The sequence below is a fragment of the Acinetobacter sp. HZNU-JH01 genome, from assembly GCF_037996845.1.
Lineage (GTDB): Bacteria > Pseudomonadota > Gammaproteobacteria > Pseudomonadales > Moraxellaceae > Acinetobacter > Acinetobacter haemolyticus.
On record NZ_JBBMZX010000001.1, the window covers coordinates 15,872 to 28,570 of the forward strand.

The following is a 12,699-nucleotide window of genomic DNA, read 5'->3' on the forward strand; positions in this document are numbered from 1 at the left end:
ATAAATATGAAAGATGGACAATCAAGCCGAACGGCTGAAGCGGCTGCTGCATTACGAGCAAATCATTTCAAAAATGCCGAAAATCCTGTTTTTTCTGATCCATTTGCATTTGAGCTAACCAGTAAAGGTTGGCAAAAATTATTAAAAACTCCACTGACCGTTAAAGTGATGAATTCTACTGTATTTAACCGAACGTTAGGTTTACTGACAGGGCAAGTTGTTGGTCGTTCGCGTTATGCAGAAGACTTATTGCAGCAAGCGATTCAGCAAGGAACTCAGCAATATGTCTTGGTGGGTGCTGGTTTAGATTCGTTCACGTTGAGACAAGCACAGCGCTATCCTAATTTAAAAATTTTTGAAGTTGATCATCCTGATACCCAAGCGGCAAAACAGTTGAAACTCAAAGAATTTGGTGACATTCCAGCTAATGTTGAGTTTGTATCAATTGATTTTGAAAAAGAGTCGATTACAGATGCTTTGGCGAGAAGTTCCTTTCAACAAGACCAAAAAGCATTTTTTTCTTGGTTAGGCACAACCCATTATCTCGAACCACAAACGACATTACATACCTTATCCAGTATTGCTCAAATCGCGAGCGAGGGCAGTGAAGTGGTTTTAGATTATTCGATTGATTATCGTGAGTTGGATGGTGTTGAGCGTTTCGGGAGTTTGTTCGTTTCACAATTTACACGGTTTTTGAAAGAGCCATTAAAAGGTCAGTTTCGGCCGAAAGACTTACATCAAGCTGTAAATGAAATCGGCTATCAGGTCATAGAAGATTTATCAGGTGATGGTCTAAGTCAGCGGTATTTTCATCAGCGTCCAGACCATATTCGACATACCATAGCAACGCATATGCTGCATTTGTGTTTAAAATAGATTGAGAAGAACACAATTAAGAACATTAAAAAAACTAGATATGCTACGCTGGTGAGTTTTATTTAAGAAACTTGTCGCTATGAGCGCTGAACAACAACTTGAGGCCAGTAAATTTCAATGGTCTTTTTTACTGCCTAAGTATTGGGGAATATGGATTGCTTTACTGATCTTGATGGTATTCGCAATTTTACCTTGGGCAATCCAATGGCGTTTAGCGGATCTTTTATCTAAAGTTGCATGGAAAGCTTTGAAATCTCGCAGAAAAACCACAATTAGGAATCTAGAGGTTTGTTTCCCTAATAAAAGTGAGTTAGAAATACAAAAGGATGCACAACAAGTTTTCTTGAATATGATGCTTGGTTTGTTTGAAGCATTAAATGCTTGGTATAAGCCAAGTTGGTTTAAAAACCGAATTCATATCCATGGATTACAACATATTGAAAATGCACAACAGCAAGGGGTGCTATTGTTAGGAACACATACTACACTTTTAGATGCAGGTGGTTTTGTAAGTAGTCGTTTCTTTGATTTTGATGTGGTTTATCGTCCACAGAACAATCCTCTACTTGATATGTTGATTCGTAGATGTCGAGCCACGATTTATAAGAATCAAATAGGCAAAGATGATATGAAAGGCTTAATTCACAGTCTAAAAAATGGGCATGCCATTTGGTATAGTCCTGATCAGGATTTTGGATTGAAGCAAGGTGTTATGGCGCCATTTTTTGGTGTTCAGGCTGCGACATTAACAGCGCATCGACGATTGATGAAAATTACCAAAGCATTGGCTATTCCTTTATTCTTTTATCGTGAAGGAGATATAACAAATCCGCAATATCATATTTTATTAGAACCACCTTTAGAAAATTTTCCAAGTCTTGATGAGATCGAAGATGCGACGCGAGTGAATTTGATTATCGAAAATCAGATCAGAATGCAGCCAACGCAATATATGTGGTTTCATCGTAGATTTAAAACAAGAATCGAAGGACAAGCAAAAATTTATTAATTGAACACTCTTAAGTTTACTGGCATGGTCGAAACTATAGTGTAATAATTAAGCGGATTACTTTTTGGATTTTGATATAAGGCCATGATTCAGATTGATTTAAATAGCGACTTAGGTGAAAGCTATGGTGCATGGAAAATGGGCAATGATGATCAAATCCTTTCTGTGGTCAGTAGTGCTAACATTGCCTGTGGTTTTCATGCAGGTGATCCACAGAATATTTTAAAAACGTTAAAACAAGCAGCTCAACGCAACGTCGCTGTTGGTGCACATGTTTCTTATCCTGATTTGGTTGGCTTTGGCCGCCGAAACATGGATTTGTCTTATGATGAATTATTTGCAGATGTGCTGTATCAGATTTCAGCTTTACAAGGTTTGGCCCAAGTTGCGGGAACATGCGTTAAGTATGTAAAGCCACATGGGGCGTTATATAACACCATTGCTACAGATTTAGAACAAGCCCAAGCGGTGATTGATGCGATTCAACAGTATGACGCCAATCTCGTGTTGGTTGGGTTGGCTGGATCACCGTTGATTCCCTTTGCCCGTAAGCAAGGTTTAGCGGTGGTTTCAGAAGCGTTTGCGGATCGTGCTTATCACAACAATGGCACTTTGGTCTCTCGTCGGTTAGATAATGCTGTGATTCATGATACTGGGCTGGTTGCACAGCGGGTATTAGATATGGTGTTAAAAGGTGGAGTGGAATCGATTGAGGGCGAGTTCACCAAGATTCAAGCCGATACTATATGTGTGCATGGCGATACGATGGGTGCTGTACAAATGGCACAAGAGATTCGACAAACACTGTTAGCACAGCATATTCAAATACGTAATTTTGTGGGTTAAGCCTTTTTGACCATAATAAAAAGAGTGATGAGATGCGGTTTTTATCAGTTAATTTGGATTGTGTGTTAATTGAATTTCCTAGTTTAGAAGAAACAATTGCAACGTATCATTTTTTACAACATAGCCAGCATCCTTATATTCAGGAAATGATACCCGCAGCCCGAACGATATTGGTTCATTTTGATTGTTTGTGTATTGATGTAAAGAAATTAATCCAGTGGATCTCCACGCAAAAAATAAAACAAGACTTTTTCAATACAGGCAAAGAAGTTGTTCTACAGGTTAATTATCAAGGTGCTGATTTAACCCATGTTGCTGAGTATTTGGGAATCAGTGTTGATAAGGTTATCTATAAGCATACTCACAGTCATTGGCAGGTTGCATTTATTGGTTTTGCCCCAGGTTTTGCGTATTTGGTCAGTCCTGATCATCCATTCACCAGTATCCCGCGTTTGGCCTCGCCACGAAAGAAGATTGGGGCTGGATCTGTGGGTTTAGCAGGTGAATATAGTGGTGTTTATCCTAAAGATAGCCCAGGAGGCTGGCAACTAATTGGCCAAACCGATGAAAAAATGTGGGATATTCATCGTGCTCAACCTGCTTTATTGTTACCCAGTGATCAGGTTATCTTTAAAGATGTTCGTAATCATCCAACACAGATTTCTGTCCCCGATATACCCATTTCTATTCCAAAAAGGAATGAAAAATCAGCAGTATTCGAAGTTAAAAATGTCGGTTTACAAGTCTTAGTGCAAGATGATGGGCGTAGAAATATGTTCAAACTGGGTATAGGACGAGCAGGGGCGATGGATGATCGTGCTTTTAAAAGTGCGAATCTAATTGTAGGCAACCCTTCTGATGCGGCTGTCTTTGAAATATTGAATGGTGGATTGCGATTGAAAGTATTGCAATCAACAGTGATTGCAGTGACAGGTGCAGCAGCAGCGCTTTGGATAACTTATGCGAACTCGAACAAAGTTCAAGAGTCATTATACCAGCCGATTGCTTTAGACGCTGGTGATGAAATTTATATCTCGCCACCTCAAGCAGGACTTCGTAACTATTTGGCTATTCGTGGTGGGTTTGCTGTTGAGCGTGTGCTAGAAAGTGCAAGTTATGATGTTTTGGCTGAGTTGGGACCATTACCGATTAAAGTTGGTGATCAAATTTATGCTGATCAATTAAAAACACAAGCTGTAAACTTAGATCAATCGGCTATTACTTTACCAAGCAAGGGTGAGACGGTTGTGGTTGATGTCATACTCGGACCTCGAGCGGATTGGTTTAATCCACAGAGTGTGGATCTATTATTTAGTCAAGCTTGGTTAGTCACCACAGAAAGTAATCGAATTGGTCTAAGACTATTGGGAGAGCAGCCGCTACAACGACAAATAAACCAAGAGTTACCTAGTGAAGGATGTTGTACGGGTGCAATTCAAGTTCCAGCAAATGGTCAACCAGTTTTGTTTATGAATGACCATCCATTAACAGGGGGGTATCCAGTGATTGCCGCGGTAGCACCGTATCATCTGGGGCTTATTGCTCAACTTGCAGCAGGGTGTTTCATTCAATTTAGAAAAATTTCAGATTTTATGGATATCGCATCACATGAGTACACAGCATAAACTTTTAATCGCTAATCGTGGGGAAATTGCGGTTCGTATTATTCAGGCTTGTCAAGATTTAGATATTCGTTCAGTTGCAGTGTATGCAGATGATGATATTGATAGTTTATATGTCCAATATGCGGATGAAGCATGGGCGCTGTCGGGGGTGACTGCCAAAGAAACCTACTTAGACATTGATAAAATTTTATCGATTGCGCGACAGGCACAGGTAACGATGATCCATCCAGGATATGGTTTTCTGTCGGAGCGTGCGGATTTTGCTCAAGCTGTCATTGATGCTGGATTGATCTGGATTGGACCATCGCCAGAAAGCATTGAGAAACTAGGTGATAAAATACAAGCGCGTAAAATTGCTCAATCTGTTGGTGCACCTTTAGTTTATGGGACGGAACAACCGCTTAACTCTGCGGCTGAAGCAGTCACATTTGCTCAACAATATGGATTACCGATCGCAATCAAAGCTGCTTATGGTGGTGGTGGGCGTGGTTTAAAGGTGGCTTGGCGGTTAGATGAAGTTGCTCATTTATATGAGTCTGCGGTACGTGAAGCGCAAGCTGCATTTGGGCGAGGTGAATGCTTTGTAGAGCAGTATTTAGAAAAACCTAGACATATCGAAGCACAAATCATTGCTGATCAACATGGTCAAGTGGTGGTCGTTGGTACTCGTGATTGTTCTTTACAGCGTCGTAATCAAAAGTTAGTCGAAGAAGCACCTGCACCTTTTATCAGTGAACAAATTTATCAGCAAATCATTCAGTCGTCAGTCAATATCTGTCGAATGGCAAAATATGTGGGTGCAGGAACAGTTGAATATTTATTGAGTCAAGATAACAAACTTTCGTTTCTTGAAGTGAATACACGATTACAAGTTGAACATCCTGTGACAGAACAAACTACAGGCATCGATTTGGTTGTAGAGCAAATCAGAATCGCCTTGGGGCAGCCACTTTCGATTCAGACAACTCCTGAGCCTCAGGGGCATGCAATTGAGTTTAGAATTAATGCAGAAGACCCTGCACGTGGTTTTATACCTGCGTTTGGTCAAATCACTCAGTTCGATCCACCATCCGGAATCGGTATCCGTTTAGATCGAGGTGTAGGAAATGGAAGTCTGGTGTCCAGCCATTTTGATTCTTTGATGGCAAAATTGATTGTGACTGGAGCTACGCGGGAAATAGCGATTCAACGTGCTAAGAGAGCACTTGCTCATTTTAAATTAGAAGGGATTGCTTCTGTATTGCCATTCCATCAGGCGATTTTAACTGAACCTGATTTTGTGGATGAGTTTAAAATTCATACGCGTTGGATTGAGCAGGATTGTTCACATGTTTTTGCAGTACAGCCTCGCAGTCAAAGATCAGATCAAATGACATTGCAGCGCTATCATATTGAGATTGACGGTAAACTGCATGAGATTGGGTTGCCTTTAGCATTCTTTCAAATGGAGAACAAGCACCGCCCAGATGTCCATAACAATGTTAAACAAGTTTCTAAAAACGAAAAAGCTGTACTTGCACCGATCAATGGTGTCATCAGTGCTTGGAAAATTAAAGAGAATGATCAAGTGCAACAAGGTGATGTGATTGCCATGATGGAGGCGATGAAAATGGAGGTTCCTGTAATTGCTCACTGCACAGGAAGGATTCAACATCTAAGAGGTATAAATTTGACCATAAATGCAGATGAGGAAATTGCGAGAATAGAAGGATAGTAAGTGAATTATGTAAGCCATTAAATCTACTTGAGATTTAATGGCTGTAAACAGATTAACGACGGCTGTTATTATAAATCGCCATTGCAGCAGGTAAGTTCTTACGCATATCTGCAATACGTTGTGTATTTGATGGGTGAGTGGATAAGAAAGCAGAGCCGCCTTTACCATCTAAGCGGTTCATTTTTTCCCATAAAGTAATAGCCGCATTAGGATTGTAGCCCGCTTGTGCCATCAGCATTAAACCGCCGTAGTCAGCACGGCTTTCTAGGTTACGAGAGTAAGGTAAGCCGATACCAATTTGGCTACCTAGATTGATTGCTGCATTACCCGCTTCACCAATGTTTGCACCTGCATAAGAGGTACCAATACCAATTGCTAAGTTAGTCAATGCTTGAGCGCCAATTTTACTTTTCGCATGTTCTTCTAAAGCATGCGTCATCTCATGGCCCATGATTGCAGCGATTTCATCATTGGTGAGATTAAGCTTATTTACAATGCCTGTATAGAAGACGACTTTACCACCTGGAGCGACATAAGCATTGACGGTATCTGATTTCAATACAGCGAGCTGCCAGTCAAAACGTTGACCTGTTTGGTTAAGTTTATCTGCATGTGGTTTTAGACGATTAAATACCGTGTTGATTCGTTGGTAAGTTGCAGAACTTGTATCAAGTTGATTTTTTGCACGGGCTTCTTGAGTCATTTGTGCAAAGCCCTGTGCTGATTGTGCATTGAGGGTTGCAGTATCGGCACCAGCCATTTCAGCAAACGATGCGCAGCCAGAAATGGTCATCACAGTGATTGCACAAAGGCTTAAAGCGAACTTCTTCATACTTATTCTCTCCAAATCAGTATCTTATCAATATCAATATACTTAAGCCGAATTATAAAAAAAGTTGACCATTCTTTACATTCTGATTATCTCTATAATCATAGTAATTATGTAATCAAAAGCCTATTGATTTTGTTCTTTTTATTCAAAAAATAAAGCCAGTGTGAACACTGGCTTTTTATATGACGGTGATCTAAATTAATCAATCTTCATCATCATATTCATCTTCAGGAAAGGTATTTTCCTCTAAAGACGCATCAAAAATTAAAATTGCTTTACCATCAGTTTGGATCATGCCTTGGTCTTCAAGTGTTTTGAGGACACGACCAACCATTTCACGAGAGCAACCGACAATACGACCAATCTCTTGACGAGTGATACGAATCTGACGACCATTCGGTAAAATCATTGCCTCTGGTTGAGCAGATAAGTCGATTAAGCAACGTGCAATACGACCTGAAACGTCGATAAAGGCAAGGTCAGTTACTTTACGAGTTGTGTTTTTAAGACGACGCACCAGTTGAGCAAATACTGCGTAACTTAAATCAGGATACTGTTTACTTAATTCATGGAAATTGTCATAAGAAATCTCTGCAATTTCGCATACATCTCGAGTGCGTACTTCAGCAGTACGTTGAGGGTTCTTTTCAAAAAGACCCATCTCACCAAAGAAGTCCCCAGGGTTCAAATAAGCAACAACGATTTCACGTTCATCATCTTCACGTAAAATAATTGATACTGAACCTTTTAAAATTAAATACAGTGATCTTGATTCCGTTCCAGCGTCAACAATCGTGGTGCGTTTAGGGTATCTGTTAATATGAGCACGTTTTAGCAAAGCTTTTACTGATTCAGGTAGTTGGCCTGGAGACAAAGCATCAGTGCTAAGATGTGAAAAATTTGAAGTCATGCTTAAAATTTCCGAATTTGGATGAAACCGATCGCACAGGCTCGTTTGAGCTTTTTCTACACAGAAGAGATGAAATTCCTTATCAACTCATTTTATGTTAGTGTACAAGAACAGAGTAAATTTATAACGTTTTTCGGGTAGTTGCAATGCAAACAAGTGTACATTGGTTAGAGAATGTTGCTTTTGAGGCGAAATCAGAAAGTGGTCACAGTTTAGTGATGGATGGTTCTGCTGAATATGGTGGTGAAAACCGTGGCCCACGTCCTATGGAGTTGATTTTAATGGGACTTGGTGGGTGTGCTTCGTTTGATATTGTGACTATATTAAAGAAATCTCGCCAAGATGTGACAGGTGTCATATGTCAGCTAAAAGCTGAGAGGGCGGACACAATTCCAGCAGTATTCACCAAAATCCACTTACACTTTGTGATCACCGGGAAAGCGGTGAAAACCAAGCAAGTCGAAAAAGCCGTGGAATTATCAGCAGAAAAATATTGTTCAGCAAGTAAAATGTTGTCTGATGGTGGTGTAGAAATTACACATGATTTTGAAATTGTTGAAGCAGAATAGACGGAAAACTATTAAGTTTATCTAAAAAGTGATCTATTTAACACAGATCACTTTTTTATTGGCTTTATTTTAGAAACAACTGAGGATCAACACGTGCATTGTTAAGACTCATTCCCCAATGCAAATGTGCACCTGTGACTCGCCCAGTTTTACCCACTAAGCCGAGTACCTCACCTTGGCGAATAGATTGCCCTTTTTCTACATTAATTTTACTAAGGTGGCAGAACATGCTGATTAAACCTTGACCATGATCAATCAGTACGGTTTTTCCATTAAAAAAATAATCACCAGTCTGAACAACAATACCATCAGCAGGTGCTACCACTTTTTGTCCAACTGGTGCAGGAATATCTAAACCGGAGTGAGGTGCACGTTCTTCGCCATTAAAGAATCGCTTGCGACCGAAAGAGTTACTGAATTTCCCAGCTGTTGGTCGAATAAAATTTGGTATGTTTTTCCATGTACTGGTTGTAAATGACTCATAAACGCTATTCTGTTCTTTAGCTTCCTGTGCATAACGATCTAACTGTGCTTGACTAGGGTTGACATAGTCTTGATTTTTAATGGTAAGCCGTTGTTCAGCATATTTATAAGGTCGGATTTCGATTTGAATCGGTTTGCTGTTTGTGGTGAGCTGTAATTGACCAACAGGTGTAGAAAGAGGGATACCTAACACAGCATAACGTTGTGTACCTTCTTGCGTGATTAACACAGGCTTTTGTTGATAAAAGACTTCTGTAGTTTCTGCCGTTAAAGGAATAACAGCAACTCCACCAGCGCGACGAGAATCTTGTGGAAGTTGCGCAAATGCCGAATGAGTAGAGACAAGACAAGCTGCGCCAAGCAATATTGTTTTTAAATACATGAGAGCCATTTTTGATTCAAGTAAAGTGTTAAGCTAAAACGTCGGATTAAGAATCACAATAAGGATTTTGTTCAAAATGTGATAGATCGAAAAATTAAACAAAATATACTTGAAATAGATTGTTTATACACCCATATTATGACTGAGTTTTATTCATTGTTTTTTAATAAAATATTGAAAAATATATAAATTTTATTTGAAATTTTAAAAAACGTTCCCATCTAAGTGATAAGTTAAAAATTTGTTGTGAGGAATAACAAGAATGCGTTTTGAAAAATTTACAAACCGCTTACAGCAAGCGCTCTCAGATGCACAATCTTTGGCAATGGGTAAGGATCATACTGCTATCGCAGGGATTCATATCTTGACAACTTTATTAGAAGAGCCAGCCAATTTAAGTTTGCTGCAACAGGCGGGCGCTCGTTTGCCAGAATTAAAGCAAAAACTTGAGCAAGCTATACAAAATGCACCGACACTGGCAAATCCAACGGGTGATATTAATCTTAATCCCGAAGCAGTAAAGGCATTAAATCTAGCTGATCGCTATGCTCAGAAAGCAGGTGATGAGTTCTTATCAACCGATTGGGTGTTACTTGGTTTAGCTGAGACAGGAGAAACCAAGACGATTCTCAATAGTGTCGGTGTAACCTCAGAAAGCTTGCGTAAAGTTATTGAAAATATTAGAGGAAATGACAAAGTCATGAGCAATAATCACGAAGATCAACGGGACTCACTGAATAAATACACCATTGATTTAACTGAACGTGCATTAGCGGGCAAACTTGATCCTGTGATTGGTCGTGACGATGAAATTCGCCGTACGATTCAGGTGTTATCTCGCCGTACCAAAAATAATCCAGTATTGATTGGTGAACCGGGGGTAGGTAAAACTGCAATTGTTGAAGGTTTAGCCCAACGTATCGTAAATGGCGAAGTGCCAGAAGGATTGAAGAATAAACGCGTCCTTTCACTGGATTTGGGTTCTCTCCTTGCTGGTGCAAAATACCGTGGTGAATTCGAAGAGCGTTTAAAAGCAGTACTTAAAGACCTAGCTAAACATGAAGGTGAAATCATCCTGTTTATCGATGAGCTACATACACTCGTGGGTGCTGGAAAGGGTGATGGCGCAATGGATGCAGGGAATATGTTAAAACCTGCTTTGGCACGCGGTGAGTTACGCTGTGTAGGTGCAACGACTTTAGATGAATATCGTCAATATATTGAGAAGGATGCTGCACTTGAACGTCGCTTCCAAAAAGTATTGGTGGATGAACCAAGTGTTGAGGATACCATTGCGATTTTACGTGGTCTAAAAGAGAAGTATGCAACTCACCATGGCGTGCAAATTTTAGATTCTGCGATTATTGCTGCAGCGAAAATGTCGCATCGTTATATTACTGATCGTCAATTACCAGATAAGGCGATTGATTTAATTGACGAAGCAGCATCGCGTATCAAAATGGAGATTGATTCAAAGCCTGAAGCTTTAGATAAACTTGATCGTCGTTTAATCCAGTTGAAAATGCAATTGGAAGCCGTGAAAAAAGATCAAGATGATGGTAGTAAAGCTGAAGTCAACCATCTTGAACAGCAAATTGCTGAAAAGCAAAAAGAGTATAATGATCTTGAAGAGATTTGGAAAGCTGAAAAAACACTGGTTGAAGGTGATAAGAAAGCGCAAGTAGAATTGGACCAAGCTCGAGTTGCTTTAGAAAAAGCAAAACGTGAAGGTGACTTAGCTGAAGCAGCACGCTTGCAATATGGTGTGATTCCAGAGTTGCAGAAACGACTAGAGCAGGCTGAGATTGCTGAGGAAAACGAAGAACCAAAACTTATTCGTACCAAAGTGACTGAGAACGAAATTGCGGAAGTCGTAAGTGCGGCAACAGGTATTCCAGTAGCGAAAATGTTGCAAGGTGAACGTGAAAAACTTCTCCATATGGAATCATTTTTACATAACCGTGTGGTTGGTCAAGATGAGGCTGTGGTGGCTGTTTCCAATGCAGTACGTCGCTCACGTGCAGGTCTATCAGACCCGAATCGCCCTAGTGGTTCTTTCTTATTCCTTGGTCCAACAGGTGTGGGTAAAACCGAGTTAACCAAAGCGCTAGCAAACTTCTTGTTTGATAGTGATGATGCCATGATTCGAATTGATATGTCCGAATTTATGGAAAAACACTCTGTCAGTCGTTTGGTTGGTGCACCTCCAGGCTATGTCGGTTATGAAGAAGGTGGTGTTTTAACTGAAGCTGTACGCCGTAAACCTTATAGCGTCGTACTGTTTGATGAGGTGGAGAAAGCACACCCAGATGTATTCAATATCTTATTACAAGTGTTGGATGATGGTCGCTTAACAGATTCACAAGGTCGTGTGGTGGACTTCAAAAATACAGTGATTGTGATGACCTCTAATCTCGGTTCACAAGATGTACGTGAATTAGGTGAAACGGCGACAGATGATGAGGTTCGAGCTGTGGTGATGAGTGCTGTAAGCCAACATTTCCGCCCAGAGTTTATCAACCGTATTGATGAGCTGGTGATTTTCCATTCACTGAAAAAAGCTCAGATCCGCGGCATTGCCGATATTCAGTTGGATCGTTTACGTTCTCGTTTGGCCGAGCGTGACATGCGATTAACTGTGGACGATACTGCATTTGACCTATTGATAGATGCTGGTTTTGATCCTGTTTATGGTGCTCGTCCATTGAAACGAGCAATCCAACAACAGGTAGAAAATAATTTAGCTCAGAAAATTTTATCTGGCGAGTTTCAAGCAGGTGATAACATCTTGATTAAAGGTGAAAATAGTCAGCTTGTATTTGATAAGGTCAAACTGAGTTAAGCTTAAAATTTTATCAATTGAACAAAAAGATGGTGATGAAAATTGCCATCTTTTTTTGTTTATATGCTATTGATCAGTTTTTTTTAGGAATATGCTGAATAAGATTGCAGCTTGATGAAAAACTTGATAGTTTCAGAACAAATAAGAAAAAGATTCAGGATGAATTGCAATGAAAAACAAGCAACATTATTACGCAGGTATTTGTGTAATTTTGTGCATGGGTATTTTGCCTTCTTCATTTGGGTGGAGTGCTCAACCGATGCCAGAATCAACCTTAGCACTACAAACAGGATTGGCAACGAGTACCTTGCCGAATATTATTTTCAAAGCCAACCAAGATGCTTTGCAACCTGAGCAAGAGCGTTGGCGTATTCAACGTGCGTTAAGTGATCGTTTCTTACGTGAAGTGAGGATCAGTATGCTGGAAGATGGTTCACTATCACCTTACGAAGAACAAAAGAAAAATACGGTTTCAGATAGCCGTGATAAAAAGAGGGCAACCTTGAAACCACATAAAGAGTCTCCTGATCGATTTATGGTCTATGAGTTTGAATCGACGAATATACATGGTGAAATCACGATTACTGTAAAGTAATCGTGATCTG

Annotated in this window: 11 protein-coding genes; 8 read left to right on the forward strand and 3 right to left on the reverse strand. The window is 40.0% G+C overall.

Going from position 1 to position 12,699, the window contains the following annotated elements:
- Positions 1–6 precede the first annotated feature (6 nt).
- The 5 genes from AAC851_RS00085 (at position 7) to AAC851_RS00105 (ending at position 6,073) form a co-directional block, all read left to right on the forward strand.
- Positions 7–879 carry a class I SAM-dependent methyltransferase gene (locus AAC851_RS00085; RefSeq protein ID WP_005090020.1) on the forward strand — a complete coding sequence of 291 codons (873 nt, stop codon included), beginning with the start codon at positions 7–9 and terminating at the stop codon, positions 877–879.
- Between the two features lie 79 nt (positions 880–958).
- Complete coding sequence (locus AAC851_RS00090) at positions 959–1,888, forward strand: LpxL/LpxP family acyltransferase (protein WP_075315449.1); 930 nt, start codon at positions 959–961, stop codon at positions 1,886–1,888.
- A gap of 84 nt (positions 1,889–1,972) precedes the next feature.
- A complete protein-coding gene (locus tag AAC851_RS00095) occupies positions 1,973–2,734 on the forward strand; it encodes a LamB/YcsF family protein (protein ID WP_125502358.1) in 762 nt (253 codons plus the stop codon).
- A gap of 32 nt (positions 2,735–2,766) precedes the next feature.
- Positions 2,767–4,359, forward strand: a complete 1,593-nt coding sequence (locus AAC851_RS00100; RefSeq protein WP_005090029.1) for a 5-oxoprolinase subunit B/C family protein — start codon at positions 2,767–2,769, stop codon at positions 4,357–4,359.
- On the forward strand, positions 4,343–6,073 hold the full coding sequence (locus AAC851_RS00105) for an acetyl/propionyl/methylcrotonyl-CoA carboxylase subunit alpha (RefSeq protein WP_005090031.1): 1,731 nt from the start codon (positions 4,343–4,345) through the stop codon (positions 6,071–6,073). Before AAC851_RS00100 ends, AAC851_RS00105 begins: the two co-directional genes overlap by 17 nt.
- Positions 6,074–6,128: 55 nt before the next feature.
- On the opposite strand, the gene AAC851_RS00110 is transcribed toward AAC851_RS00105, so the two are convergent.
- Both AAC851_RS00110 and crp read right to left on the reverse strand, forming a co-directional pair.
- The gene (locus AAC851_RS00110; RefSeq protein WP_005090033.1) at positions 6,129–6,908 is read right to left on the reverse strand and encodes a M48 family metallopeptidase; all 780 of its coding nucleotides are present in this window, start codon (positions 6,906–6,908) and stop codon (positions 6,129–6,131) included.
- Between the two features lie 202 nt (positions 6,909–7,110).
- The gene (gene crp, locus AAC851_RS00115; RefSeq protein ID WP_005082645.1) at positions 7,111–7,818 is read right to left on the reverse strand and encodes a cAMP-activated global transcriptional regulator CRP; all 708 of its coding nucleotides are present in this window, start codon (positions 7,816–7,818) and stop codon (positions 7,111–7,113) included.
- Between the two features lie 146 nt (positions 7,819–7,964).
- On the opposite strand from crp, the gene AAC851_RS00120 reads away from it, so the two are divergent.
- A complete protein-coding gene (locus AAC851_RS00120; RefSeq protein ID WP_004639481.1) occupies positions 7,965–8,387 on the forward strand; it encodes an OsmC family protein in 423 nt (140 codons plus the stop codon).
- A gap of 64 nt (positions 8,388–8,451) precedes the next feature.
- Here AAC851_RS00120 and AAC851_RS00125 read toward each other — a convergent pair whose 3' ends face one another.
- The gene (locus AAC851_RS00125) at positions 8,452–9,252 is read right to left on the reverse strand and encodes a peptidoglycan DD-metalloendopeptidase family protein (RefSeq protein ID WP_035375225.1); all 801 of its coding nucleotides are present in this window, start codon (positions 9,250–9,252) and stop codon (positions 8,452–8,454) included.
- Positions 9,253–9,514: 262 nt separating this feature from the next.
- Here AAC851_RS00125 and clpB point away from each other — a divergent pair, with 262 nt between their 5' ends.
- Both clpB and AAC851_RS00135 read left to right on the forward strand, forming a co-directional pair.
- A complete protein-coding gene (clpB, locus tag AAC851_RS00130; protein ID WP_004639477.1) occupies positions 9,515–12,094 on the forward strand; it encodes an ATP-dependent chaperone ClpB in 2,580 nt (859 codons plus the stop codon).
- A gap of 169 nt (positions 12,095–12,263) precedes the next feature.
- A complete protein-coding gene (locus AAC851_RS00135; protein ID WP_004639475.1) occupies positions 12,264–12,689 on the forward strand; it encodes a hypothetical protein in 426 nt (141 codons plus the stop codon).
- Positions 12,690–12,699: the final 10 nt, after the last annotated feature.

Excerpts from the sequence above, each read along its gene's own strand:
- AAC851_RS00085 (WP_005090020.1), top strand. The coding sequence starts at position 7 with ATGAAAGATGGACAATCAAGCCGAACGGCTGAAGCGGCTGCTGCATTA.
- AAC851_RS00090 (WP_075315449.1), top strand. The coding sequence starts at position 959 with ATGAGCGCTGAACAACAACTTGAGGCCAGTAAATTTCAATGGTCTTTT.
- AAC851_RS00095 (WP_125502358.1), top strand. The coding sequence starts at position 1,973 with ATGATTCAGATTGATTTAAATAGCGACTTAGGTGAAAGCTATGGTGCA.
- AAC851_RS00100 (WP_005090029.1), top strand. The coding sequence starts at position 2,767 with ATGCGGTTTTTATCAGTTAATTTGGATTGTGTGTTAATTGAATTTCCT.
- AAC851_RS00105 (WP_005090031.1), top strand. The coding sequence starts at position 4,343 with ATGAGTACACAGCATAAACTTTTAATCGCTAATCGTGGGGAAATTGCG.
- AAC851_RS00110 (WP_005090033.1), bottom strand. The coding sequence starts at position 6,908 with ATGAAGAAGTTCGCTTTAAGCCTTTGTGCAATCACTGTGATGACCATT.
- crp (WP_005082645.1), bottom strand. The coding sequence starts at position 7,818 with ATGACTTCAAATTTTTCACATCTTAGCACTGATGCTTTGTCTCCAGGC.
- AAC851_RS00120 (WP_004639481.1), top strand. The coding sequence starts at position 7,965 with ATGCAAACAAGTGTACATTGGTTAGAGAATGTTGCTTTTGAGGCGAAA.
- AAC851_RS00125 (WP_035375225.1), bottom strand. The coding sequence starts at position 9,252 with ATGTATTTAAAAACAATATTGCTTGGCGCAGCTTGTCTTGTCTCTACT.
- clpB (WP_004639477.1), top strand. The coding sequence starts at position 9,515 with ATGCGTTTTGAAAAATTTACAAACCGCTTACAGCAAGCGCTCTCAGAT.
- AAC851_RS00135 (WP_004639475.1), top strand. The coding sequence starts at position 12,264 with ATGAAAAACAAGCAACATTATTACGCAGGTATTTGTGTAATTTTGTGC.